Source organism: Oscillibacter sp., from assembly GCF_040505565.1.
Classification (GTDB): Bacteria; Bacillota; Clostridia; order Oscillospirales; family Oscillospiraceae; genus Oscillibacter.
Genome location: NZ_JBEUWZ010000014.1, coordinates 76,761 through 100,758 on the forward strand (window position 1 = coordinate 76,761; position 23,998 = coordinate 100,758).

Annotated in this window: 22 protein-coding genes; 10 read left to right on the forward strand and 12 right to left on the reverse strand. The window is 53.7% G+C overall.

Annotation, left to right across the window (positions count from 1 at the left end; translation table 11 throughout):
* Positions 1–5,796 (forward strand): LPD3 domain-containing protein, encoded by a 5,796-nt coding sequence (locus ABWQ15_RS07905; RefSeq protein WP_353908217.1) that lies wholly within the window; start codon positions 1–3, stop codon positions 5,794–5,796.
* Between the two features lie 357 nt (positions 5,797–6,153).
* Positions 6,154–7,071, forward strand: coding sequence for an Abi family protein (locus ABWQ15_RS07910; RefSeq protein ID WP_353908218.1), 918 nt, complete (start codon positions 6,154–6,156; stop codon positions 7,069–7,071).
* 70 nt (positions 7,072–7,141) lie between these two features.
* On the opposite strand, the gene ABWQ15_RS07915 is transcribed toward ABWQ15_RS07910, so the two are convergent.
* From ABWQ15_RS07915 to ABWQ15_RS07925, 3 genes are read right to left on the reverse strand one after another with little or no spacing between them, the layout of a single operon-like run.
* Positions 7,142–8,515 (reverse strand): SNF2-related protein, encoded by a 1,374-nt coding sequence (locus ABWQ15_RS07915; RefSeq protein ID WP_353908219.1) that lies wholly within the window; start codon positions 8,513–8,515, stop codon positions 7,142–7,144.
* On the reverse strand, positions 8,512–8,793 hold the full coding sequence (locus tag ABWQ15_RS07920; protein WP_353908220.1) for a PDDEXK family nuclease: 282 nt from the start codon (positions 8,791–8,793) through the stop codon (positions 8,512–8,514). The genes ABWQ15_RS07915 and ABWQ15_RS07920 overlap by 4 nt, the downstream gene beginning before the upstream one ends.
* Positions 8,790–11,135 (reverse strand): virulence-associated E family protein, encoded by a 2,346-nt coding sequence (locus ABWQ15_RS07925; RefSeq protein ID WP_353908221.1) that lies wholly within the window; start codon positions 11,133–11,135, stop codon positions 8,790–8,792. Before ABWQ15_RS07925 ends, ABWQ15_RS07920 begins: the two co-directional genes overlap by 4 nt.
* Positions 11,136–11,206: 71 nt before the next feature.
* Here ABWQ15_RS07925 and ABWQ15_RS07930 point away from each other — a divergent pair, with 71 nt between their 5' ends.
* Positions 11,207–12,058 carry a DUF2806 domain-containing protein gene (locus ABWQ15_RS07930; RefSeq protein ID WP_353908222.1) on the forward strand — a complete coding sequence of 284 codons (852 nt, stop codon included), beginning with the start codon at positions 11,207–11,209 and terminating at the stop codon, positions 12,056–12,058.
* A gap of 20 nt (positions 12,059–12,078) precedes the next feature.
* Here ABWQ15_RS07930 and ABWQ15_RS07935 read toward each other — a convergent pair whose 3' ends face one another.
* The 6 genes from ABWQ15_RS07935 to ABWQ15_RS07960 form a co-directional block, all read right to left on the reverse strand.
* Positions 12,079–14,097 carry a DNA polymerase gene (locus ABWQ15_RS07935; protein ID WP_353908223.1) on the reverse strand — a complete coding sequence of 673 codons (2,019 nt, stop codon included), beginning with the start codon at positions 14,095–14,097 and terminating at the stop codon, positions 12,079–12,081.
* A 46-nt stretch (positions 14,098–14,143) separates the two neighbouring features.
* Entirely contained in the window at positions 14,144–14,962 is an 819-nt protein-coding gene (locus tag ABWQ15_RS07940; protein WP_353908224.1) for a DUF2815 family protein, read from the reverse strand.
* Between the two features lie 3 nt (positions 14,963–14,965).
* The gene (locus ABWQ15_RS07945; RefSeq protein WP_353908225.1) at positions 14,966–16,234 is read right to left on the reverse strand and encodes a DUF2800 domain-containing protein; all 1,269 of its coding nucleotides are present in this window, start codon (positions 16,232–16,234) and stop codon (positions 14,966–14,968) included.
* Positions 16,234–16,869: a hypothetical protein gene (locus tag ABWQ15_RS07950; RefSeq protein ID WP_353908226.1), complete on the reverse strand. Its 636-nt coding sequence runs from the start codon at positions 16,867–16,869 to the stop codon at positions 16,234–16,236. The genes ABWQ15_RS07945 and ABWQ15_RS07950 overlap by 1 nt, the downstream gene beginning before the upstream one ends.
* Positions 16,862–17,236 carry a DNA-binding protein gene (locus tag ABWQ15_RS07955; protein ID WP_353908227.1) on the reverse strand — a complete coding sequence of 125 codons (375 nt, stop codon included), beginning with the start codon at positions 17,234–17,236 and terminating at the stop codon, positions 16,862–16,864. Before ABWQ15_RS07955 ends, ABWQ15_RS07950 begins: the two co-directional genes overlap by 8 nt.
* Positions 17,237–17,529: 293 nt before the next feature.
* Positions 17,530–18,261, reverse strand: a complete 732-nt coding sequence (locus tag ABWQ15_RS07960; RefSeq protein WP_353908228.1) for an antA/AntB antirepressor family protein — start codon at positions 18,259–18,261, stop codon at positions 17,530–17,532.
* A gap of 184 nt (positions 18,262–18,445) precedes the next feature.
* Between ABWQ15_RS07960 and ABWQ15_RS07965 the strand changes: the two genes are divergently transcribed.
* Complete coding sequence (locus tag ABWQ15_RS07965; RefSeq protein ID WP_353908229.1) at positions 18,446–18,994, forward strand: FliH/SctL family protein; 549 nt, start codon at positions 18,446–18,448, stop codon at positions 18,992–18,994.
* Positions 18,995–19,068: 74 nt separating this feature from the next.
* On the opposite strand, the gene ABWQ15_RS07970 is transcribed toward ABWQ15_RS07965, so the two are convergent.
* Positions 19,069–19,227, reverse strand: a complete 159-nt coding sequence (locus tag ABWQ15_RS07970) for a hypothetical protein (RefSeq protein ID WP_353908230.1) — start codon at positions 19,225–19,227, stop codon at positions 19,069–19,071.
* Between the two features lie 196 nt (positions 19,228–19,423).
* Between ABWQ15_RS07970 and ABWQ15_RS07975 the strand changes: the two genes are divergently transcribed.
* The 3 genes from ABWQ15_RS07975 (at position 19,424) to ABWQ15_RS07985 (ending at position 21,395) form a co-directional block, all read left to right on the forward strand.
* Positions 19,424–20,152, forward strand: a complete 729-nt coding sequence (locus ABWQ15_RS07975; RefSeq protein ID WP_353908231.1) for a S24 family peptidase — start codon at positions 19,424–19,426, stop codon at positions 20,150–20,152.
* Positions 20,153–20,284: 132 nt separating this feature from the next.
* Positions 20,285–20,824: a site-specific integrase gene (locus tag ABWQ15_RS07980; protein ID WP_353908232.1), complete on the forward strand. Its 540-nt coding sequence runs from the start codon at positions 20,285–20,287 to the stop codon at positions 20,822–20,824.
* A complete protein-coding gene (locus ABWQ15_RS07985) occupies positions 20,817–21,395 on the forward strand; it encodes a tyrosine-type recombinase/integrase (RefSeq protein WP_353908233.1) in 579 nt (192 codons plus the stop codon). Before ABWQ15_RS07980 ends, ABWQ15_RS07985 begins: the two co-directional genes overlap by 8 nt.
* Positions 21,396–21,811: 416 nt before the next feature.
* Here the strand turns inward: ABWQ15_RS07985 and ABWQ15_RS07990 are convergent, their stop codons facing one another.
* Both ABWQ15_RS07990 and spoIIID read right to left on the reverse strand, forming a co-directional pair.
* Complete coding sequence (locus ABWQ15_RS07990; protein ID WP_353908234.1) at positions 21,812–22,051, reverse strand: hypothetical protein; 240 nt, start codon at positions 22,049–22,051, stop codon at positions 21,812–21,814.
* A 56-nt stretch (positions 22,052–22,107) separates the two neighbouring features.
* Positions 22,108–22,362: a sporulation transcriptional regulator SpoIIID gene (spoIIID, locus tag ABWQ15_RS07995; RefSeq protein ID WP_353908235.1), complete on the reverse strand. Its 255-nt coding sequence runs from the start codon at positions 22,360–22,362 to the stop codon at positions 22,108–22,110.
* A gap of 269 nt (positions 22,363–22,631) precedes the next feature.
* On the opposite strand from spoIIID, the gene ABWQ15_RS08000 reads away from it, so the two are divergent.
* From ABWQ15_RS08000 to rpsG, 3 genes are all read left to right on the forward strand, one after another.
* Positions 22,632–22,874, forward strand: a complete 243-nt coding sequence (locus ABWQ15_RS08000) for a ribosomal L7Ae/L30e/S12e/Gadd45 family protein (RefSeq protein WP_353908236.1) — start codon at positions 22,632–22,634, stop codon at positions 22,872–22,874.
* A gap of 102 nt (positions 22,875–22,976) precedes the next feature.
* Positions 22,977–23,393, forward strand: a complete 417-nt coding sequence (rpsL, locus tag ABWQ15_RS08005; protein WP_353908237.1) for a 30S ribosomal protein S12 — start codon at positions 22,977–22,979, stop codon at positions 23,391–23,393.
* A gap of 127 nt (positions 23,394–23,520) precedes the next feature.
* A complete protein-coding gene (rpsG, locus tag ABWQ15_RS08010; RefSeq protein ID WP_353908238.1) occupies positions 23,521–23,991 on the forward strand; it encodes a 30S ribosomal protein S7 in 471 nt (156 codons plus the stop codon).
* Positions 23,992–23,998 lie beyond the last annotated feature (7 nt).

A 23,998-nucleotide genomic window follows, 5' to 3' on the forward strand; every position in this document is an offset into this window, starting at 1 on the left:
ATGGCAAAGTTGAACATCAAATTTAATAGCGGGGATTCGTATTCGTTTGACACGAAAACCGCAAAGAAAAAAACGGCTTCTGTCCAGAAGGAGATGCAGAAAAGCTCTCCCCGGCCCGGTGACTCGGTGACGCAAATCCTGATTCGTGATCTGGCAAAGATGGGCAGCCTTTCCGCCGGCCAGAGTACACCCGCCGAGCGTGGATCAAAGCATATTGCACAGCATGAAGGGACTACGATTCAGAAGCGCTCCCCTTCCCGTGTTGGCGATGTGCTTTCCGGGGCGGTGAAAACCTATGCCGGGACCAGTACTAATGGTCTAGGGACTGCGATTTCCGGGACGAAACTTGCCCGCGAAGTGGACACGCAGCAGTGGAGTAACGAGGCTGCGCGTTATGCCCATGAAATGAACAATGCCGCAGACGATCAGGAGCGGGCATACTGGAAGATGCAGCTGGATCAGGTATCCCGCAACATTGTGAATGCCAAAAAGGCGACGGAGCGCTCCGACGCGGGAGCACAGCGCATTTTTGACACGGCGGACAAGCTGACCGACTCAGGCACCCGCAATATCGCCACCGCAAAGGCTGGGATGGGTAAATTTGGACAGCTGATGACCGACGTGGGCGTGGCAGGGACGCAGATGGCGGCGGACGCAGCGATTGGCGCTGTTACCGGGGGCGGTGCTCTCGTTCCTATGGCAGTACGATCCTTTGGCGGCGGAGCGCAGGAGGCGCGGCAGAGTGGAGCGGACGTAAAGCAGCAGTTGGCCTATGGTCTCGGAAACGCTGCAATTCAGGTCGGCACAGAAAAGATGTTCAACGTTGCCACCCCGTTCAAGAAGATGTTTGGCGAGGGCATTTTGGACAAGGCGCTTACACGCGCCACAGGAAAATTAGCCCAGTCTGCCGCCGGAAAGGCCGCGCTTTCGGCATTAGGCGAGGCAAGCGAGGAGGCTGTTGGGGACCTTCTGGACCCGGTTATCCGCCGATTGACGTTCGACAAGAACGCGACGGTTGACTCGGAACAGATGCTTTCGGACGCGATTGTAGGCGGCGTTCTCGGCCTTGCGGGCGGCAGTGTGGATGTTGTAAAGGAAATCCCCGATACAATTCAGCAGCACCGGGAGAACAGATCCAGCGCCGCAGTCGATAGCGCCTATAATTCCATGCAGCAGAACGGTGTGTTCTCCAATGAGGCCCGCGGGGCGGTAAAGGACGCGCAAAAGAAGTTTACCGGCAATGACCGCATGACGCAGATGTTTATTGATGCGTTGGCTGGCAAGAATGCCACTCAGGAGGCCGCAGGAGCCGCGCAAAACGGACAAGCAGGTAATTTGACCTCTGCGGCGCAGACGGCGCAGAACGCGGATCCTGTGCAGGCCGGGAGAGTGACTACGATTTACAGCCCGTATTCTGGGGAAAAGCCTGTTGGCACGGCAGGCACGGTAGGTATGGGGGTGATGGTGGAGTTATCCCCGGATGCCATTAATCACGCATCTGCGCAGATTGAAGCGGCTAAAAACGTCGACAGTGCCATGCACACGGGTATCGCCGCCACACTAAGGCGAGCCGTAGAAAGCACTTTCTCCCCAAAGAAAAATGTCCCGGTATATGGTACAAGCTTTGAGGGTAAGCAATATACCGTTGACGTTAATAAGAATGTCGTTGGCAAGATCGTTTCACAGTACGCATCACCGGAGAGTATTGCTGTACTTAATAACGTAGAAGATGTTATTCATAACGGAGAGTATGTCGGAAGTGGTTCATTCAACAGATCGGGAAAACGGAATAAAAACACCATTCGATTTGATTATTTTGAAACGTCAATCAACGTCGGAGGAAAGCAGTATGTTGTGACGTTTGATGTGGAGGCGTTTCCAAACGTCAACAATTATAAAACTCATAGGGTACAAAATATGGAGCTGTCCGAAGTATCGAGCGCAGGCACGGGTCAGAAACCCGCCGCGAACAATACTCAAACAGCTCCAATTGGGAAGAACTCGCAAGATACGGTGTACAATACAGGTGATGCCACCCGCCCTGTAGATAACGCCCAAAGCGCCTCGCCGCAAAGTTCTTCTACAAGTAGTATATCCCCGTCCGGTGCAAATATCAAGGGGGATATTGTGTCAAATCCGCTTGCCTCTATGCGAAAGATGGCCGGGTCAAGCTATGCAAAAGAAAATAGCGGAAACCCCACTCAGGCGCTGAACGTGGAAAATCATTCCCCGCAGCTTACGTCCAAGACGCCTCCTGATCCGGTGGTTTCCGCTATGGAGCTGTCGGCGCGGACTTCCGATCCGAATACTCCGGCGGTACGGCCCGTAAATGCCATTGACGGCTCTAGAAATAGCATATCCCCGCCCAGTGCAAATATCAAGAGTGATTTTGTGCTGGATTTGGTCACGGGCAAAAAGCGGGTAGACCAGGGGAAGCTTACGGACGCACAGTTTGAGGCCGCAGCCGACCACGGACTGAATATTGACGCGGACGGAAAAGTATACCGCCCTCTTCCTACGGACCATATTGACCGGAGGACGGTTGAGACTGCCGGGAGCCGGGACGTGAACGCGTTCCAGTTCGATCACCCGGAGCTGCATGAGTATTACAAGAAAGCGGCTGAAAGCCTGATGGCTGACGCTGATATATCCACGCAGTTTCCCATGCCCCGCCGGACAGAGCGCACGGTAAACGGAAAGCGGACGATTCAGAGCGCCATTGACAGCGTTTCCTTGCGCTCCGCAATGGACATGGGCCTTTCCAGAAATCAGATCATAGATGCGGCGCAGTCCCTGATTGACGATCACGGGCAGGAAAACTATGCGGCGGCTAAACGGCTGGAGCTGGTTCTTGATGAAATGCTGACTAATGGCTACACCACGGTATTCGGAGACACGGTAGAACCGAACAGCGCTTACATAGCAGCAAAAAGTGATATCGTCGGTAGCTCCCCGGCAAAAACCGGTGAAGAACTGCCCATTTGGGACATGCCCGAAGCAAATGGGGATAAGATGGACAGCCTCGGCAGTGCGAGAGGCGGGTTCGACCCGTATTCTCAGCTTCAAAACCAGACCGACGCCGTAAACTTCCATGATGACGGGGCAAATGCCGCCCGCGTGGTGGATGTTCCGAAGACCAACTTTGAGGACCGCAATGTGCCGGAGAGCGCAAAGACCGTCATGGGGGCGCAGGGAATTGACGCCGACGATGTGCGCCTGATCGAGCGGCAGATTGCAAACGGAACGCTGGCTTTTGACACGATCACGGATGAAAAGTCCGTTGCCAAAGCTCAGAACACCATCCGCGAAAAAAACTTTGACGGAGCGCTGGAACAATACCGTGCTACCGTTGAAAATAACGTTGCGTCCAAGGATAACACCACGCTGGGGCAGCAGCTTCTTTTACAGGCCATGCGTGACGGCAACACCGCGCATGTCTCTGAACTGCTATCCCTGTATACCCGAAATTCTACAACTGCTGCACAGGCTATGCAGGCGCAGACGATTTTCCGCAAGCTCAGCCCGGAAGGGCAGCTGCTTTCCATTCAGAAAGCGGTGGATTCGTTCAATCAGAAGCATGACACCGGCATTGAAATTGACCCTGAGGACATGGATGCCTTTGTCAACGCAGCGGACGATGCTGCACGTGGCAAGGCGGCGGAAACCATTTTTAAGAATGTGGCGGAGCAGGCACCCGGCACGTTCAAGGCTAAGTATGACGCCATTCGATACCTCGCCATGCTGGGCAATCCCCGGACGCACATTCGCAATATCCTCGGAAACACGCTTTTTCAGGTCCCTGTAACGGTCAAAAACCGCGTCGGCGGCGTTGCTGAAGCCATCGCCAGCGCGGTCAGCGGCGGGAAATACGAGCGCACGAAATCCATTACGGGCGTATCTCCCGCCAGCCAGCTTGCAAAAGAGTGCCGCGCCGATTGGGCCAACGCAAAGGATTTCCTTTCTCACGGCAGCAAATATACTGAGGGTCAAACCTCCCTGTACAATATCGAAGCAGAGCAAAAAGCGTTCAGCGATAAGGGCGCCGGAAAGGTTATCAACAAGGCGTCTGAGGTAAACAGCGCCTTGCTGGAAGCCGAAGACACGTTTGCAAAGAAGTTTATTTACACCCAGAGCCTTGCCGGATACCTGAAAGCGAACGGCGTCAAGTCCATTTCTGAGGCCGACGCCGGACTCTTAAATCGGGCCAGAAGCTATGCGGCGCAGGAAGCTTTGCGGAATACCTTTAACGATACTAACTCGCTGAGTGAGGCAGTATCAAAGCTCAATGGGCTGCGAGATAACAAGAATCCGTATATAAAGGCCGCTGGCTATGGCGTGGAGGGTGTTCTTCCCTTCAAGAAAACCCCTGCGAATATCCTGATGCGCGGTACGGAGTATTCCCCGGTGGGGGCTATTATGGGAACTGTTGATACAATTCGCGGCGCAAGACATGGCGACGCCGCGAAACTCACACAGGGGCTTGACCGTATCGCCTCCGGATTGACCGGTTCCGCGCTGATGGCCGCCGGGGTCCTCGCGGCAGGGGCGGGGTACGTGACCGGCGGAGACGATGAAGACGATAAGCAGCAGGACTTTAACGAGTTAACCGGGCATCAGAATTATGCGCTGGAACTGAAAAACGGGAAGTCAATTACGCTGGATTGGACAGCCCCCGCGGCGATTCCGTTCTTTATGGGTGTTCAGCTTCAGCACGGTATGGAAAACGCAGGACTGGGCTTTGAAGACGTTTCGACCGTGATTAAGGGCATGACCGACCCTATGCTGGAAATGACAATGCTGCAGGGACTGAATGATGTGCTGGACAACGCTGCATACGCAAAGCAGCGTGGAGGCAGCGTAGGCGGTTCAATCGCCACAGCGGCGCTCACAAACTACATCACGCAGGTTTTCCCGACTGCGTTTGGACAGATGGAACGGGCCGGAGATAAAGTCCGCGAGACCACCTACGTAGACAAGAATAGTGACGTATCTGCTGATACACAGTATCTTTTCGGAAAAGTCGCCAACAAAATTCCCGGCGTGGACTATCACCAGATTCCGTACATTGACGCATGGGGCCGGGAAGAAGATCAGGGCGACACAGCAAAGCGAATTTTTAACAACGTATTCAACCCTGCTTATGTCTCTGACGTGAAGGTACGGCCCGTGGAACAGGAATTGCAGCGTCTTTCCGACAAAACCGGCGAAACCACTGTTTTCCCCCAGCGGGCCGATAAGTCCATCACCTATTCCGTTGGAAAAGGTGATGATACCGTATCGAAGCAAAAGGACCTGACTGCGGATGAATATGTAAAGTATGCAAAGGCTTTGGGGCAGGAGAAGTACAGGCTATTAAGCGGTGCTGTTGGCTCCGGTTTCTACAAGGCCATGAGCGATGCGGAAAAGGCTGATTATGTCGGGAAACTGTATCAGTATGCAGCCGCCCAGGCAAAGGGGACCGTTGCGTCCGGAGTAGTAAATGACGCATGGATTGACAATGCCCGGACGGCAAAAAGCGATATCGGCGTCTCTACGCCGGAATATATCGCCCTGCATGAAAAGTACGGGTCCGCTCTTGTTGGCAGCAGCTACGAAAAAGTAAAGACCGCTGTCAAAGCCGGGATTTCCATTGAGGACTACATGAGCGTTCGTGGGACGATGGACGGGAACGACAACGGGAGCATTTCACAGGCGGAGGCGCAGGCCGCACTGGATGCAAGCGGACTTTCAAGGGCGCAAAAGGACGCAGTGTGGCGGTCTATCAACAGCGCGTGGAAGAAGAATCCATATAGGTAAGAGAAGGAGGGGCAAACCCTCTCCTTCAACTTGCCCCGCGGTTTGATAAACCGGAACGCGAGCTTTTATTTGCGTTCACCCAGCGAGATTAAAAAAAGTTGCGATGGGTATAGTTATTTTCACTATACAGTATGTAGCGTAAATGCTAAAAATACTGATGTGAAACACAAAATCTTGCGTCTGACTGGCCTTTTGAGTACATTCAAGCACAAGCGAGCTTTGTGCAATTATCCAATTGCATAACAACTCCGGGTTGTGTATTATAACAACAACAGAACCTCCCACGCCTAGGCAGTCCGTATGGATTGTATGCGGACCACGGGAGGTCTTTTTTATATTCTGTAGGGACGTGGGATTATGGCGGCGCTTAAACTTCCTAAAAGCTACAGCGATCAGATAGAGATGTTAAAAAACAGAGGGCTACACTTTAATGACGAGGCACAGGCGCAAGTAATACTCTCGCGGGTAAACTATTATAGGCTGGTTAATGCATATAGTTTGGGTTTATACTCTCGTACTTGTGATCCTGACGCAGAGCCTTCGTATGCCGACGGAGTATCTTTTTTTCAGATCTATGATTTATACTGTTTTGATACGAAGCTCAAACAAATTGTATCGTCACTGATTGAGCCGTTCGAGTTGGAGTTCAAAACAAAACTTGCTTATTACTTGTCGCTGAAGTATTGTTCCACTTGTTATTTGAATCCCGGCATATTTGAATCCCGGAGCTTTTATGATAATTTTATTCAAGAGCTGGAACGTGAGAAGCGACAGCAGTGTAGATCACCAATAATCAAACATCACGATGAGAAATATGGTGGAGTTCTTCCCCTTTGGGTGGCTGTTGAAATTCTCTCCTTTGGCGCGGTCTCTAAAATGTTTAAGAATCTTAATGGCGCCGATAGGCGAGAGTTTTCTAGAATCAATTATAACATCCCAGAGGCGTATTTGACTAGTTGGCTAGGATGCTTTGTAGAGGCCAGAAATATCTGCGCGCATTACGGTAGATTATACAATAAAAATCTAGTTTCAAGAGCAAGGATGTTTGCTAATTACAGCAGTATAAATGGCTATAAAATTTTCTCTGTTATATTTTTATTGTACAAGTTAGTCCCCGATACGAGTCTTAAAGTGTCTCTGGCCGTTCGGCTAGAAGCGATGCTTGCCCAGCATAGAAGCGTCGAGTTAAATAAAATTGGGTTCCCCGAAAATTGGAGTGAAATTCTTTCTGTTGTCGGTGGAATTCAAGATGTGAATACAGAAAACAGCCCTTGAAAGCAAACACTCAAAAAACAGGCTACATAAATCAAAGGAGTCCAGAGAGTCAAATGCTCTCTGGACTCCTTCATTTACGCGTCCGCTCAACTCTTGCTTTTAGTGCCTGCATCAAACATTCCTGTGTGTCTCCCTTGGCCTGCAACGCCGTCATAACGTCCACGTCTACGCTCTCTTGCACAACCAGATGGTGAGCAATTACGGGGTGCTGCTGACCTTGGCGGTGTAGGCGTTTGTTTGCCTGCTGGTATTGTTCTAAACTCCACGTCAGCCCGAACCAGATGGCGTGATGCCCGCCGGCCTGCAGGTTCAGGCCATACGCGCAGCTGGCCGGGTGAGCCAGAAGAATGTCTACTTCCCCGGCGTTCCAGTCGTTTTCGTCCTGCGGCCCTTTGTAGACACGCGCCCGTAATTTTGACCCGGACAGCGCCTCTAAAATGCGATCACGGTCATGCTGGAAGTTATAGAACACCAACGCATGTTCTCCGTGAAGCTGCTCTATGACCTCCAGAAAGGCTTCAATCTTGCAACGGTGAACCTCTGTTACGCGGCGGTCGGCATCGTACACAGCGCCATTACACAGTTGCAACAGCTTGTTTGTCAGCACTGCGGCGCTCCCGGCTGTTATGGTATCCTCGTCGATTTCCAACAGCATATCCCGTTCCAGCTTGTCATACGCCTTTTTCGCTGTCGGGTCCAGCACCACCGGCACAATGTCCTCGATGTAGTCCGGCAGGGTTAAGTAATCCTCCGCTTTCATGCTGATACAAATATCTGAGATTGCCCGCTGGATGCTGTCGGCGGCTCCCTGCTGCGGTGAATAGGTTCGGTACTGCTGCCCCGGGTGGGCGTAATCCTGTGTGAAGAACTGCTCCCGGTAGCTGGTCATCGTCCGGCCCAGCCGATCCCCACCGTCCAGCAAATATACTTGTGCAAAAAGGTCTTCGAGGCCGTTCGGCGCGGGTGTGCCGGTCAGTTCCACAATGCGCTTGACACGACTGCGTACCAGTTTCAGCTTTTTAAACCGCTTGGCCTGTGGATTTTTGAAACTGCTGGACTCGTCCAAGACCACCATATCAAAAGGCCAATCCTGCTGGTAGTAATCCACCAGCCACGGAATATTTTCCCGGTTGATCGTCCAGATATCGCCAGGTGTGTACAGGGCCTTCATCCGCTGATTCGCGGTCCCCAGCACGGGTATAATGCGCAGGTGATTCAAATGGTCCCAGTTTTGCGCCTCGTTTTGCCAGGTCGCCTCTGCAACTTTCTTCGGCGCTACGATCAGCACCCGGGAAACCTGCCAGCGGTTATACCGCAGGTCGTTGATTGCCGTCAGGGTTTCAACTGTTTTCCCAAGGCCCATATCCTGGAACAGGCCAATTGCTGGGTCCTGTATGATTCGCTCAATCGCATAGCGCTGGTAGGGGTGCGGTACAAACTTCATCGCAGAACCGCCCCCTCTACGAACGCTTTGACCTGATCCAGCCCCTTCAGTACCCGAACATCGGCACCACGTTTCTGCATTTCGGATATTTGCCATTTCTGTATTGCCGCCAGCCGTCCCAGCTCCGTCTTCAACTCGACAAATACGATCCGGCCCCCGGGCAGGAGAACTAGTCTGTCCGGGACGCCGGGATTGCCGGGAGAGACGAATTTAAAATATAGGCCGCCCTGGGCGCGTACCATCTTGCCAAGTTTGGCCTCGATTGCACTTTCTTTCATAATCTTTCCTCCGCTGAACTTACCGCCGGGAATGACGAAACCACGCAATTGCACAGGAGGGGCAGTCGGTATAGTTTTCGGCCTTCTCGCAATCTAGCCGTAATTCTGCCGTCCTCTGCTGTCAGCTTCGCCAGCACCCGGCCCAGCCGGTTTGCGGAGGGCTTTGCCTCCAGTCTGGACGCCACCTGTGCCGACGTAAACTCTCCCCACTGCTCCGCAGGCAGGTCATAATTGAGCATATCCCGCAGCTCGTCTTCAAAGTCAAGAGAGCGCGTGTATGCGGTGTTGACACTCTCCAGCTGCTGGCGTTCTTCTTTCGTCAGGCGGAACGCATTGGGCGTGGTCAGATACTCTTGCCGCATCTGCGCCCATATTTGGATTTTCCACTCGTTGGTGATTGCAAACAGCCGGTCAAGGTCGATGTGGTCCACCGGGACCGTCCAGAAACGACGGTTGCCGGTGTCGTCAATCAGGTATTCCCCGGGGTTTACCGTGCCGCAGAAGGATGTTCTGCGCGGCCTGCGGACGGCGTCTCTGGCGTATGGGGTTCGGTATTCGTCCATGTCCTGCGTGAGGAACGCTTTCAGTCCGGCGCTGTCGCGGGAGGTCGTGCGGTCAAGCTCTCCTAGCTCACAGATCCAGCTGTTGAGCGCTTGCATGTAAGTGTCTTTATTCCGCAGATCCAGTTTAGCACCCTCTTTGAACATACGCGGCAGCGGCACCAGCTGACGCAGTGCGCTTGTTTTGCCAAGGCCCTGCTCTCCTTGCAGGACGAGAACGCCGTCGGCACCCTGCGGGTTATATTCATCGTTATAGGCCATGGCTACGCATTGAAGCAGCCACTTACGGATTAGCGTCTGGGATAGAGGATCGGTTACCCCCCAGATATCGTAAAGCTCCGTTGCGCGGTCCGCGTTATCCCACTGCGTTGCCGTGAACATTTCCAGCACCGGGTTAAAGCGGTTTTCCTCCGCGATCACGTCCAGACAGTCCGCTATGGTGTTCTTCGCCGCTCCCTTTGCCCCAGCGGAACGCAGGTGGTCCAGCAGCCGTACCGGCAGCAGATTTTCCGCATTGGCCCGTGACCACTCTTTCGGATACCCGGAAAGCTCTACGTGCCATGTGACCTCGTTCAGCTTAATCTGGATGCCCAGCATCGCCACCAAACGGCGAACGACATCGGTTGTCAGCACCTCGCCTTTCAAGCCGCCCAGAAACATAGCTAGTTCGGCGTCGTTGGCCTGCGTCGGCGTTCCTGCTGCCTGAAATGCCTCCAAAATTTCAGCGCCCCGCTCTTTATGCAGCAGGTCGGAGACGGCGGTATCGTGCTTGCACAGCTCCAGCATGGCCATATTGGACGGGAGCCGGTTAGTCGGGGTTCCGGGGGCCGCGTCATCGTCCTGGTCTCCGAATTTGTGCAGGCGAACCATATCGAAAGAGTTTACCAGCCTGCCCCCGCAGGGGTCCGTGGCGTGGTGGGAAAAGAGAAATTTGCCGCCGTCGTAGATGATCGCGCCGCCGGTGGTGCTGCCGCCGGTATAGGTATAACGGTCATCAAAGCCCGGTACAGGCTCATAGACTCCGGGCAGAAACGCCTCCATGGCTTGCAGTACGTCGTATGTACGGCAGAACGCACCAATAACGCCCTGCTTTTCCTCCGGGTCGCCTTGCCGCGCGGCAAGGCGCTTGGGGGCTTTTTCTGTGCCCGGAACCTGCGGCCATGAGGCGACGTTGCGCCAGTCCGCATACAGCCCCAGCATCCCGTCAGCGGACAGCAGGGGCTTGTCCCCGACCTGATAGACATACTCACTATCTGCGCAGCAAGACGGGTAATACATGAGCCGGGACGGCTCAAAGGTGGACGGGTCGGCCATTTCAATGCCAATCATCTCCGCCAGCTTTCGGGCGACGGCCTCATACTCGTCGGGCGTGGCCGTGCGGTCCAGCGGCACGACGATGCGCAGCCGCGGCGCAGCAGGAGAGTGCTTGCGGGTGGAGTACACACAGTACCCGCAGCCCAGCCCCTCCACGCGCCGCAGGACGGCGTCCGTCTGCCCTGCGGGAATGTGGTCAAGGTCGAGGGTCAGGACGTCCCTGCCACGCACAGAGCCAACCTTGCGGCGGCCCCCGACGATCTCCCCGCCGACGAAGCCGCCCACGTCTTTCAGCATGTCCTGCTGAGCCTTTTGCATGGACATGTAGGCGTCCAGCGTCTCTTGCCCCCGGGCGGGTGTTTGCAGCTTGGCATATAGTTCGGAAATCAGCAGCGTCTGCGGTGTCCAGACCTTGGCCTGCCGGCTTGCGCCGATGCTGATTATTATTTTTCGGTCATTTATCATCATGGAGGGGTACTCCTTTACAAACGGAGAAAATTGGGATATTATGGAGAAAAATGTACGAAAGAGGGATCGGCATGACTGAGGGCGAAGCATTAACAATTGTTTCTGGCGCCGCCGCTTCTGGTGCCGCGGATGTCGGCAAGCATTTAATCGATAAGATCGGTTCAGCAGTTGGTTTTTGCGTTATGACAGGAAAAAGGAAAGATTTTGAACAAGCAAATGAGTCATACATCAATGATATAAAAGAGAACAAGTCATTATCTCCTCTAGAAAAGGCCGCTTATATATCCTGTTCCAGAGAAACTATTAAGAAATATTGTAATCAGGCGGGTATTGTAGCGAAAGCACTTAATGAAATTCAGGGAGATGCACATCCCGAAGATATCGATGATGAATGGCTTTCGAGATTTATGGATTCTGCTAAGCATGTATCAAATCGGGAAATACAATTGATGTGGGGGAAATTGCTTGCAAATGAATGCGCTACACCAGGAACCGTACCCAAAGTGCTAATAAGTATTCTTACGAATTTGGACACCTCTCTAGCTAAGACATTTTCAGTTATAAGTAATTGTCGTGTCAGGTTCTTCACAGGATCTAATCACGCCGTCAAATTAGTTTTTCCTTGGGACAATACAAAGCCATATATTGGTGGCGTTGATTTTATGGCGTTAAAAAATCTGGATTCTTTAGGCCTGATTAGCTTTGATCCATCCAACGCGTATGTTCTGAAATCTGATGCAGAGAGAGCCGATTATTTTGATGGCAAACAAGTTAAAATTCATGGTAATGGATTAAAAATAGGTAATGTTCTTTTAACTCAAGCGGGTATTTCTTTAGCTAATACCATTTCTTTTGAAAGAATTGATAGCTATTGGAATGCCGTTATTGCATATTGGAATGATATGGGCTACGAAATTTCATAACCGAAAGTAAGTGGTGATTCTCAGTCCTTCTTAAAGTAAGTATCCACCCAGCCGTCAGCGTTCAGCGGCAGGCCGGGGGCCCACGGAATGGGCCGGGACATGATCCCCACAACCTTGTCCAGATCGGCCATTTCCTGCGGCACTTCCAAAACAACTTCATCGTGGATGTCAAAGACAATGGGATACCCGGCGGCGTTCAGCTGCTCCATGGCGTAGAACAGGCAGTCCCGGGCCACAGCCTGCGTGATGTTCTCCACCAGCTTGCCGCCGTAGGTCTCGACGGGTTTCCAGTTGGCCCCGTCCTGCCCCCAATATAGAATGCTGTCTTCGCCGAAGTGGTTTTTGCCGATATGCGGGCCGGGATAGTAGAGCTTGCGGCCGCAGGGCAGCAGGATCGTCATAAAGTCCAGCCCCGCCGCCCGGTAAATCTCCCGGGCGATGGTCACGCGGCCCACTCTGGTAGCCTGCCCGGACGTGACGGCCCTGTATGCGGCGTCGTTGACGTCATACCAGAATTGGACCGTGTGCGGGTTGGCACTGCGCCAGCGCCGGACGATGTCGGGCATATCGGCTTCCGGCAGGTCTTCTTCGGTCATGCCCAGAGTCTTGCGCATGTTAATGAGGGCGCCCTTGCCGCCCTGATAGCCCAGCGCCAGCGTTGCAACTTTGCCCTTTTTGCGGTAGGCATACTCCGGGTTACCTTTCTTGATGCGGTCGAAGGGGACACCGAACATCTGCGCCGCGGTGGTCTCGTAAATCTTGCCATGGGTGCGGAACACGTCCAACACCCATTCCTCACCGGACAGCCACGCGATCACGCGGGCCTCGATGGCGGAAAAGTCGGCGTCTACAAAGGTCATGCCCGGCGCGGCGATCAGGGACGTGCGGATCAGCGCGGAGAGAGCTTGTGGTACGTTGCCATAGACCGCTTTCAATCCGTCCAGATTGCGGGACTTCACCAGTCCCCGCGCTGCGGCCTCCGCCGGCACGGTGTCATGGGGCAGGTTTTGGACCTGCACCAGCCGCCCCGCCTCCCGGCCTGTCCGGTTGGCCCCGTAGAATTGCAGCAGTCCGCGAATACGTCCATCCGCGCATACGCAGGTTTCAATGGCGTTGTATTTTTTGGTGGAGGTCTTGGAGAGTTCCTGCCGCAGCTCCAGCATTCGGGAGGCTTTGTCGCTAGGTACACCCTGGGCAAGCAAATCGGTGACCGTATTTTTACGGACATCCGGCAGATCGTCTTCCAGTTCTTCATTCAGCCATTTTAAAAGCTGGTCCCGGCTGTTGGGATTTGCAAGGCCGGTAAGCTCCTTGGCCTCCTGCAGCTGGACTTTGTGGACAATGGAGCCGATTTCAATAGCGCCGTCCACCAGCTGCTGATCCACGGCCACGCCGTGAAGGTTGATAATCTGATCGCGGACCCACTGCTGCTGTACCTCCTCCGGCACCGGCACCGCAGACAGTCGGCGTTCGATCTCCTGCTCTGCAACAACGTCCCCGGCGTTGTAGGTCTTGAATAAATCCCACTTTGCGGGGTCGTGCTGCGGCAGGTTGCGGGTGCGGCCGCCGTTTACTTTTGAGGGCTTGCACGGGATGCAGAAATAGCGGATCAATGCTCCGCCGGTGCGGAGCTTCTGCTTGTCCTCCGGCAGGCCCATTGCTGGGCCGACGTTTTTCAACGCCGCCGGGTATCCGCAGTAAAGCGCGTGGAGCTGGGTGTCGCGCCACTGTGGTAACCAGATTTCAGGTGAATAAGAAGTGTAGTTCTCAAGTCCGAAGTACCGACTCAGGCAATACCACTCAAACGCGGCGTTGAAAGCGTGCTTGATGCACTGCGAATCAAACAGCCAGCCCGCGACATTCTGCGGGATGCAGGCCCCCGGCTGGGTTAGGTCCATGACCTGCACCGGCGCTCCGTCGAGGCTGTATCCAAAAAGCAGGATTTGAAAGTCCGGGCTCTGGGCGTATTTGTAGAGACCGGCCTTGGCAATCGGTACGGAGCTATATGTCTCCAGGTCAATATTTAAGTGGTGCTGCATGATTTACCTCCCGGATTGGAAGGGCCCCCGAAGGGGCCCTTTTTGTTTACATTCCCATGACCGGCATGCCGGTGGGGATGGGCTGTCCGGTGATGGGGTCCACCGGCCACTGCTGGGGGTACGCCGGAGCTTGCTGCGGATACACGGGTGTCACCTGCTGGGGATAGGTGGGCACGGGTGCTGCCTGCTGGGGAGGATACGCAGGCACGGGCGCTGCCTGTTGGGGATAGGCGGGGGCTTGCTGCGGATACATGGGCGCAGCTGCCGGCGTGGGGGCATATCCGGGAACTGCGTAACCCGACGTTGCGGGCATAGATGCGGGCTGCTGGGCCACAGGAGCGCCAAATGCTTCAGCGGCAGTTACCTGACCACTCCCAAGCGGTTCGCCGTCACGAACGAACTGAACGGCGTTGAGAATCGAAGTAATGCCCTTGGACTGATTGTTATAGGGAACCAGCGTAGCGTTCACACGGACGTAGCAGCCACTATACACTTTGCGAGAATCCAGGATTTCTTGATTTCGCTGGTCTACAACCAGCGGCTTATTTTCAACGTTTGATTTGCATTTTAGCACGTAGCAGCCCTTGCACTCAGGACCATAGGGTGTGCCATCGGATTTGACACCGTCACCGTCAGCGAGGCCCCCCAGCAATACCGGAGGCAACGCACCGTTCCACCTTTTCTGAATGCCGTAGTTCTTAGCATCTTCATAGGCGGCACTGAATGCCCCGAGAGTGGCCGCGTCTGTCTTGGGAATCAGAGCCGTGATAGAATAAGCCGGGTCGCAACCGGGGGCCGCGTCGGGGGTAAACAGATGGACGAAAGAGGCGCGAACCTCACCAGTTGTAAAAGTAGATGCGTTCATAGGTTATAGTCCTTTCTGATCGCCAAATGCGACCTCTGCAAAGTTATACGGTTTCCGCTTATCGGATTCAGGAACTAGTGTGGGCTTGCCGGGATGCGCGATTACATGACCGGCGGCAGTTTCGGCAAAAGCCTTCTTGCCGAGAATCTTTTCAAGTCCGGCCACGGTGGCGGGCTTGCGCTCCCACAGCATTGCTTCGGCAATACCACACTGCTGGAAGTCTGCAAAGGCTGCGTCCAGGTTATCCCAGTCTCTTGAACTCCGGCCCTCCACGGCTTTAAAGCCTGCGATCTGCTTACCAGCTAGGCAAGCCTGCAACGCGTATTCCTTCAGGTCGTTGTACCAGGATAGCAGCCCCTCCGCACGTTGCAGGGCTTGTCCGACTTCCGTGTCGGAGAGCAGGCGCTTTGTCTCTGAACCAAACGGGCCGTGTCCATCATGCTTTATGGTTTCTGCCCAGCCCGCGGGCAGTGAGCCTTCAGGTACACCCTTGTGGTAGTCTGTCTCCAGCTGGAACATCTGCTGAGCCCGTGCCCGGCAGGTATATTTCGTGGGACAGAACCGGCACCAGTCGCCGGGGCAAGGCTCTCCGGGGTCCTCGCTGTCTGCCCGGACTGCCGCCGGGGTCAAGACTTCCTGCCCCCATGCCTCCAATTCCGCCCGGCTGATCTCCCAGTCGGACAAGCTATGAAGCGCAGGCTGCACGATGGTCAGTTTGATGGTCTGGATCGAGTCACCGTAAATCAGCGCATACATGGCCAGAGCGCCCAGCGCGTAGGTCATCATTTGAGGGTTGTGGTCAGCGTCCACCGGCACACCCGCGCCGTTCTTGTAATCCGTGACCCACAGGACGCTTTCGGCAATCTGGGTGCAGTCAGCGGTCCCGGTGGCCGGGGTCCCGTCCTCTTTGTTTTCGCTGGTAAAAAGGCCGATAGGAACAGAGGTTTCCAGTGCAATGAAGGGCGCAGATTGGAACGTCATGGCGTGTTGTTCCAGCGTTTCGACATACAGGTCGGTGTAGCCGTCCATTTCGGTCTCGTAGAGAGGATCTTCCTGCAGCTTTTTCAGCTGCGCGTTATATGTACGCTTGTTCAGCACCATGAAGCGCTTGCGGGCTTTCAGCTCCGCAATGGAGTGCGCCAGCCTGCCCGCCTCTGCGTAGGGGCTGGTCGTTGCCGGGATACCCTCGCTCAGCTTGATGGACGCGGGGCAGTGAATCCAGCGGTGCGCAGAGGACGGGGACTTTCTGGCGTGGTATTCAGGCGTCGGCATCAGAGCTGCGCCCCCAGTCCCCGAAGCACTGTAGCAAAAGCGCCGTACTGTGCCTCCGGGAGCATATTCACCGCCTGAATCCCGAACTGCTGCAATAGACCAAGGAGCTGCGGCATCTTGCCGGCCTGCGCGAGTTCGGCACCGGCTTTCGTGAGCTGGTCGAGGGTGTACGTGGGGGCCGCAGTGGGTGTTACAGGAGCCGCCATAGGAACGGGCGGAGCCATGGACGGAATCGCCGGGGTGAAGTTAGGCGCGGGCACGGTGGTAGGAACAGCGGTCTGCGGCTGGACACCAGGCATGTATCCGGGGATGGGGACAGAAGCCGAAACCGCAGGGGTAGGGTTTACACTAGGCGCGGTTGCAACCGGCGCAGGAATGGGAGCGGGCGCAATCAGGGCAGCAGTCGTCGGTGCAGGATTCGGTGCAGGGGTGGGCGGCACAATGGGCACGATTTGCGCAGCCGATGCAGGAGCACTCTGCGCAGCGGTAGGGTTTTCGGGCCATTGCAGCTTAACCTCCGCGCCGGACCGCGACGCCTGCTTCAAGAAGTCCACGGAGTCACAGAACCGCTTCATTACCTGAATGTTCTCGTCGCTCAGGCAAAGGCCAAGGGTCAGATCAGATTTATTAGCCATTTTCGTTTTTCTCCTTCATTACGTAGTCATAGACGGTTTTATATGTGAACTGCCGCGCGGTCGGTTTACCGGGCAGCAGAGGATTCTGCGCGCATAGCGCCATAGTAGCTACGTTCTCCACAAGATTCATGGATAGGCCGATTTCATAGGCATGAATAATCTCAGCCTGCGCCGCCTCAATCTTTTTGGCGTTGACAGCCTTGAACCTCTCCAACTCACTCGGAAGAACCCGCCCATTCGGCGGCACCGTTCGGATAAGGTGAGCTGCGATCATCTGTTTAAGCCGATAGGGCGAAGTCCCCAGAGCGGCTGCGGCTTCCTTGCGTGTAAGGGGTATTGGCGCGTCACGACATTTTGCTGTCTTCACTTGACAAATCTCACTTTCCGGCCTATATTGGCCGTAAGTTCTCTTTTCATTTGCCGTCTCCGGTCTTACTCACCGGGGGCGGCTCTTTTTGTGTGCGGCAGAATGGGCAGAGATAAGGCCGGGGATCGTCACGCAGCCGGGAGACATTCCAGCACCGGTAGCAGCGGGTGCAAATGAGGTAACGAGGTTTCACCTGTACCACCTTCTTATATGTTTAGGCTGCTCTATGCGGTCAATGATCTTGAAAAACCATGTTGTGCAGGTGCCGACGCCTACGAGAGTAAAAAAGCAGATCATGCATCCGCTTTTCTTGCCATGCAGCGGGCAAGTGTAGCGGCGCTTATGTAACCTCCGACAAAGGGAAACAGCTTGCCCACCGTTGCATAGCTCTTAATTCCGGTAAACTCCATGGTCTCTTTGATATTCAACATCTGGCGTCCTTTGGAGAATCTGAGGACCTGCTCCAGATTGTCCCGATAAAACTCTGATTCACGGCTCATACTGAGCCTCCTTTCTTCTGTTCGTTCTTCTTTCATCCTGACGAGATCAGCAGGGACGGTGGGAAGCTGTGGCACCTCTTTTTTCAGGATGGACGCATAAGCCGCGCCGACCACCTCGGCAAACCGGATTTTGTTCTCGTTCGCCAATTCCCTCTCTTGTAATTCATGAATCCGCTTGTCCGCAAATTGGAGCGCCCGCACCATGACCTTTTCGGGACTGTTCCAGTCCTTTTCAAGTTTGAGAAAGTATTGCCGTGCCTGTTTGCCTTTCTCGTTGCGCTGAATCATGCAGATTTCTTTTGCCATGTCCATGCAGAGCATGGCGTCCTGTCTGGGCTTACCGGGGAGGCCGTCAGACCTATCAGTCAAAAATGTCCGATAGTCTGAACCCTCTGTGAAACCGTACTCACACATGCGAGCGAACCAGTGCGGGAAGTCCGCGCCGACTTCCAGAAAGTCATGCAGCTCCCGCGCCGACACAAGCGGGCGGTCGTTGTCGTAAGTAACCTTGATTAGTTCGTTCATAAACCTGCCTCCTTCCTTTTGCTCCGGTGAAATCGGAAGCCCGGACATTTTTGACCGGGTTGAAACCTGTTCTGCTTCCTTTGTTTTGAACTTACTCATTTTTGAGTAGGTTCATTTATTTTAATATTGGCAAATTTTGCATTTAGATGTAGAATTGTGGTAAATTTTAGGGGGAGGTATCAGTATGCAAATCACGAAAAAGAAAATACTCAGTGGTATTCTTGCGGTATTCCTTTTGGCGGGAGCATCCGGCATTTCGTATCAATCGGGCGAGGCGGCCGGATACCAGGATGGCTTGGCCGTCAGCTACGATACCGGATATGCGGAAGGTAAGGACGCCGGATACTCCGAAGGTACAGACGCGGGGCATGGCACTGGCTATGCTGAAGGTCTTTCTGCGGGTAAGGATGCTGGATATAGCACTGGCTATGCTGAAGGTCTTTCTGCTGGTAAAGATGCCGGATATAAGTCGGGCTATGCCGAGGGGGTATCTGCCGGGAAAGCATCTATTAAAAGCAGCACGGCTACAGCCACCAGCAATACATCTAATACGAGCAAATCATCTATTGCCACCGAAGATACTCAAACTGTAACGGTGTATGTGACGAAGACTGGTGAAAAATATCACCGTGACGGTTGTCAGTATCTTCGTCAAAGCCAAATTGCCATTTCGTTATCCGACGCTAAGTCTCAGGGATACACTCCCTGTTCAAAGTGCAATCCGCCGAGGTGACCCCATAGAAGGTTCCTTGTTTATTGAGTCGTTTGAGAGCAAAAAGATTTTAGAGCGCGCCCATCTCCTTTCAATTATGTTTTGCGGGTTTCTGCTTTGGCTCCGATGCGAAGCAGATAACGAATGATTTGAGAACTTGTCATATCCATAAAATGAGGATCCGTTTTAAGGATAGACAGGGTTTCCTCAAGATCTTTGGGGAGCGAGATTGTAATGCGCTTCATATTAGTCATATAGTTTCCTCCAAGTGTTGTACTGCCGACATTCGGGGCAACAGTGATGTACTGAATGAAGCATAACATTATTAGTGCAACACTACAATTGACATTTTCAACAGAAAAGTACATCACTTATAGACATCACTGCATCCTTTTTCTCTTTACAAAGTGATGAACCCATGATACAATGTGCGCATAGGAGGTGTAGAATATGGCAACCGATAAAATGCGATATACAATTTCTTTAAGCGATGAAGAATTAGATATAGTAAATAAATTCAGATTTGAAAGTGGGATCAACTCGCAAAGTAAGGCCATAATTGAGCTCATGAAAGAGGGGATTGGCACCCTGGGAATTAGCCAGGGAAAACAAAAAAACGCCTCGCCTTATTCAGGCGAAGCATTGAAGCTGGCGAAAGACTATGATGTACTCGACAAATGGGGGCGCGTGCAGGTCCGTAATGTGGCAGATAATGAATTGTCTCGCATAGAAGACGAAGCCGCGTTTAAGGAAAACTCTGTTATTCCTGATGAACCCAAAGTTATCAACCTGTATCTGGAACCCGCTGCCGCAGGCATCGCAACGCCGCTCGTTGGTCAGGACTATGAACCATACGAACTGGGGCCGGGCGACCCGCCGGGAGCAGCGTTTGCAATACGCATTCAGGGTGACTCCATGGAGCCGTATTTCCCAGACGGTTCAACGGCGTTTGTGAATCACGATGCACTGGCGGATGGAGACATCGGAGTATTCTGCGTAGACGGTGGTACGGTCTGCAAGCAATACCACTATGATAGGGTTTTGGGGATTACGTATCTGTTTTCCTTGAATCGGGAGCGGGCGGACTGTGACGTGGTGATTACGAGGGATAGTAACCAGTCTCTTGTGTGCCAGGGGAGAGTCATGACAAGAAAGCATTTCCCATTGCCCGAGTTGTAACAAAAAAAGCACCGCCCCGGCGCTACCAACACCGGGACGGCAAGCAGATTTTCAAGGGGGATTTTATCCTTGGGGTCTCTGCGCCCCTATCTTATCACAGTTGCGACGCGATGAAAAGGGGGATTTTTTACTATGGCAAAGTATTATGTGCGGCCAGACGGGCTGCACGAGTCCATCAGGACCATCAATGGCAAGCGCGTACCATTCCGGGGAAAGTCCGACCGCGAAGTAGACAAGAAGATCCTGGAATATAAGGAAACTGCAAAGAAGGGCCGAAAGGTCAAGGAGATTGCAAAAGGGTGGGAGATTTCCCGCGAAAGCGAGATTTCGGAAAGCTCCCGCCACGTCTATTCTTACTCCGTCGCGCGGCTGGTTGATTCAGTGGGGGACAAGTTCGCCTCTGAGGTCACTCCGCAGGAGCTGCAAAAGCAGATCAGCGACTTTGCAAAGACCCACAGCCGAAACACCGCGCAAATCGAACTGGCCGTCATGAAAATGATTTTCGATTCCGCCGTGGTATCTGGAGATATTGCCACTTCTCCGGCGGACAAGGTACGGATCCCAAAGCACACGATACCTCCAAAGCGGCGCGAATCCTTGACGGACGAGCAGGAGAGGGCGCTGGTGGCGCTGGAAGACCACAGGAAAGGCGAGGGCGTGTCCCTTGGGTAACTTTCTCATGTTTACTGGCTGCCGCCGTGGGGAAGCGTTGGCGTTGTCTTACAGTGATATTGATTTCAAGGCCGGCTGCATCCACATCACGAAAAAGCTGTCCTATGCGGACGGTCAAGTTCCGGTGCTGGAAGACCACCTGAAAAGCGCCAATGGTTTGCGGGATATTCCACTTCTCCCGTCGCTGGCAGCACGTGTCCCCAAAAATCGGATTGGGCTGTTGTTCCCCGGCAAGGATGGCGGATTTATGCGGCACTCGGAAGTTTACGCCATTTGGAAAGCCTATTGTCGGGAAGCCGGGTTGAATGAGATCCAACAGATCGACAGCGGGGAGATCATGGAGACGTTTCCTGTGACACCGCATTGCCTCCGTCACAGCTTCGCTACAATCTGCTACGAGGCCGGGATTGACCCCCGGCAGGCTGCGGAGATTGTCGGCGATACGCCCCAGGTTCTGGAGGCGGTCTACACCCATCTGCGGGATGGCCACAAAAAGAGCGCGGCGGACAAGCTGGCGGAATATGTGACGGCGCTGGAGCAGTCTATTCTGAGCGGGGAGAAGCACGGATAGTTTTCCACAGAGTTTTACACTGTGTAGATTTTAAGAGGCTTTTTGGATTTCACTGTGTATTTACTGTGTCGTAGATAATTCGAGAATATTTCAGAACATTTCAAACGACGAATTTTCAGGAGTCCAGCAAACCACTGAAAGCACGAAGAATTTACGGATAATTACAAAATCTCTAAAAAAGCGATGACAAGCATAGATTTAAGACTTTTGTAACAATTCCGGCTGGTTTTGTTAACAGAACTCCTGTATCTTAATACTTGCAAGAGACAAAACTTCTTTTCATCCAATCTTCCAAAGCAAAACAGGTCAGCCTGCCGGCTGGCCTGTTTTGTGCTTTTTTGGCATTTGAAAAGTTCGCCGGCCTTTTCGGAAGACCTACGTGTAAAAGCAGGGGAGAGTTCCCCTGCTTTTTACGGTCAGCTCTGCGCATCCTTGTCGGGCTGATTCACGGCGGTCTGCTCCAGCAGCGTCTTGATCTCGCTGAGCAACTCATTTTGATAGCTGAGCGCGCAGCATATGTAATGCAGGGTAGCTTCCGTGGATGTCTGGGTGTAGGGCTGTGGAATGGGGTGAGGCCACCGGTGAACCTCCGGTTCGCAAGCGGTCGCCGCCGCGACAGCGGGCGCAGTCCGGCAGCGGTTGGAACGGTTTGCCATAGGAAATCCCTCCAATTTCTTGACTATGCCATCTTATGCGCATTGTCCGCCCTGCGTCACCGATGCTCGTGAAGATATTTTTCCTTGGTGGCAATGCCGCCGCGGATGTGGCGCTCCTGTTTATTTACGTCCAGTACCTGACGCGCCAGCGCCGCCAGCGCCGGGTTTATTCTGGGAAGACGTTCGGTAATATCTTTATGTACGGTTGATTTAGAAATTCCGAACTTTCCCGCGGCGGCGCGGACCGTCGCGCGGTTTTCTATGATGTACTGGGCCAGCTGCTCGGCCCGCTCCTCCATGTTTCCCTTCAAAAAGCAACACTCCCCGCCTTGCGTTGCTCCATCCTATGCAGAAAATCGGGCAGTTATGTGCGCCCGGGAGCACAGGACCGCCAGTGTGAAAATTTGCTGCTTTGATAGGCGCAGCCGTGACGCGGCGCGAATTGCCCGCCGGTGCCAATCCAAGTTTTATAAATGAATCATGGGAATAAATACTTGACTATGTTCAAAAATCATGGTACAATTCCAATCTGCGCGGATATTCCGCGAATTTTGCTATGCGAATGTGAGGGAAGTACCGCGTGCTGGAGGAAATAGCAGGAAAATCCAGAGTCGTCGGCGTGAAGCAGTCCCGAAAGGCCATCGCCCAAGGTCAAGCCGCTAAGGTTTTTCTGGCTTGCGACGCGGACCCGGAGCTGCTGGATTCCCTTGAAAAAAGCTGCGAGGAAAATGGTGTCCCCGTGGAGGGGAGCTATACGATGGCGCAGCTAGGCACCGCCTGCCGCATCAGCGTGGGCGCTGCCGTTGCCGTCCTTTTGAAATAAGGATGGAAAACTTCGGTTTTTTCGGAATAGTCTGTCGGCTTTCCGCAAAAAATAAAGGCTGTGTGTTTTACAGCCCGAATATTTAGTAGAAAGGAGAACAATATGCCTACTTTTAACCAGCTGGTCCGTAAAGGACGGGAGCAGGCCACCTACAAGTCCACTTCCCCCGCGCTTCAGTTCGGCCTGAATACCCTGAAGAACAAGAACACCGATCTGCCCTCCCCTCAAAAGAGAGGCGTCTGCACCGCTGTGAGAACGGCTACCCCCAAGAAGCCCAACTCCGCTCTGCGTAAGATCGCCCGTGTTCGCCTGACCAACGGCTACGAGGTCACCGCCTATATTCCCGGCGTGGGTCACTCCCTGCAGGAGCACTCCGTCGTCATGATTCGCGGCGGCCGTGTGAAGGATCTCCCCGGCGTCCGTTACCACATTATCCGTGGTACTCTGGATACCCAGGGCGTGTCCGGCCGTATGCAGGCCCGTTCCAAGTACGGCGCCAAGCGTCCCAAGTCCAAGTAAGGACTAAAACTGAAAGCTTTGCCGAATAGGTTTATATATATTTTACCTCTTTGGCAGGCATTCACGGAAGGCAAAATTGCCTTTTGAGTACCTATGACATCATATTATTATGAAGGAGGGAAGTATCGTGCCGAGAAGAGGTAACGTTCCCAAAAGAGAGGTTCTGCCCGATCCCGTCTATGGTTCCATTCTGGTGACTAAACTGGTCAACAGCGTGATGCTGGACGGTAAGAAGGGTGTGGCCCAGAAGGTGGTCTATGCGGCCTTCGATCAGATCAAGGAGAAGACCGAAAAGGACCCCGTTGAAGTATTTGCTCAGGCTATGGAAAACATTATGCCAAGCCTTGAGGTCAAAGCCCGCCGTGTCGGTGGCGCGACCTATCAGGTTCCCCTGGAGGTCCGTCCCGCCCGCCGTCAGACCCTGGGTCTGCGGTGGCTGACCGCCTACGCCCGCTCCCGCGGCGAGCGGACCATGGCGGAGCGTCTGGCCAACGAGATCACGGATGCGTCCAACAATACCGGCGCCGCTGTAAAGAAGCGCGAGGAAGTCCATAAGGCTGCCGAGGCTAACAAGGCGTTCGCGCACTTCCGCTATTAAGGAGATA

Bases quoted from the DNA above. Each gene is read 5' to 3' on its own strand.
- ABWQ15_RS07960 (WP_353908228.1), bottom strand. From the start codon at position 18,261: ATGAACGAACTAATCAAGGTTACTTACGACAACGACCGCCCGCTTGTG.
- ABWQ15_RS07935 (WP_353908223.1), bottom strand. From the start codon at position 14,097: ATGCAGCACCACTTAAATATTGACCTGGAGACATATAGCTCCGTACCG.
- ABWQ15_RS07950 (WP_353908226.1), bottom strand. From the start codon at position 16,869: ATGGCTAATAAATCTGATCTGACCCTTGGCCTTTGCCTGAGCGACGAG.
- ABWQ15_RS07905 (WP_353908217.1), top strand. From the start codon at position 1: ATGGCAAAGTTGAACATCAAATTTAATAGCGGGGATTCGTATTCGTTT.
- ABWQ15_RS07915 (WP_353908219.1), bottom strand. From the start codon at position 8,515: ATGAAGTTTGTACCGCACCCCTACCAGCGCTATGCGATTGAGCGAATC.
- ABWQ15_RS07925 (WP_353908221.1), bottom strand. From the start codon at position 11,135: ATGATGATAAATGACCGAAAAATAATAATCAGCATCGGCGCAAGCCGG.
- ABWQ15_RS07940 (WP_353908224.1), bottom strand. From the start codon at position 14,962: ATGAACGCATCTACTTTTACAACTGGTGAGGTTCGCGCCTCTTTCGTC.
- ABWQ15_RS07920 (WP_353908220.1), bottom strand. From the start codon at position 8,793: ATGAAAGAAAGTGCAATCGAGGCCAAACTTGGCAAGATGGTACGCGCC.
- ABWQ15_RS07930 (WP_353908222.1), top strand. From the start codon at position 11,207: ATGACTGAGGGCGAAGCATTAACAATTGTTTCTGGCGCCGCCGCTTCT.
- ABWQ15_RS07965 (WP_353908229.1), top strand. From the start codon at position 18,446: ATGCAAATCACGAAAAAGAAAATACTCAGTGGTATTCTTGCGGTATTC.
- ABWQ15_RS07910 (WP_353908218.1), top strand. From the start codon at position 6,154: ATGGCGGCGCTTAAACTTCCTAAAAGCTACAGCGATCAGATAGAGATG.
- rpsL (WP_353908237.1), top strand. From the start codon at position 22,977: ATGCCTACTTTTAACCAGCTGGTCCGTAAAGGACGGGAGCAGGCCACC.
- ABWQ15_RS07970 (WP_353908230.1), bottom strand. From the start codon at position 19,227: ATGACTAATATGAAGCGCATTACAATCTCGCTCCCCAAAGATCTTGAG.
- ABWQ15_RS07980 (WP_353908232.1), top strand. From the start codon at position 20,285: ATGGCAAAGTATTATGTGCGGCCAGACGGGCTGCACGAGTCCATCAGG.
- ABWQ15_RS07990 (WP_353908234.1), bottom strand. From the start codon at position 22,051: ATGGCAAACCGTTCCAACCGCTGCCGGACTGCGCCCGCTGTCGCGGCG.
- ABWQ15_RS07945 (WP_353908225.1), bottom strand. From the start codon at position 16,234: ATGCCGACGCCTGAATACCACGCCAGAAAGTCCCCGTCCTCTGCGCAC.
- ABWQ15_RS07975 (WP_353908231.1), top strand. From the start codon at position 19,424: ATGGCAACCGATAAAATGCGATATACAATTTCTTTAAGCGATGAAGAA.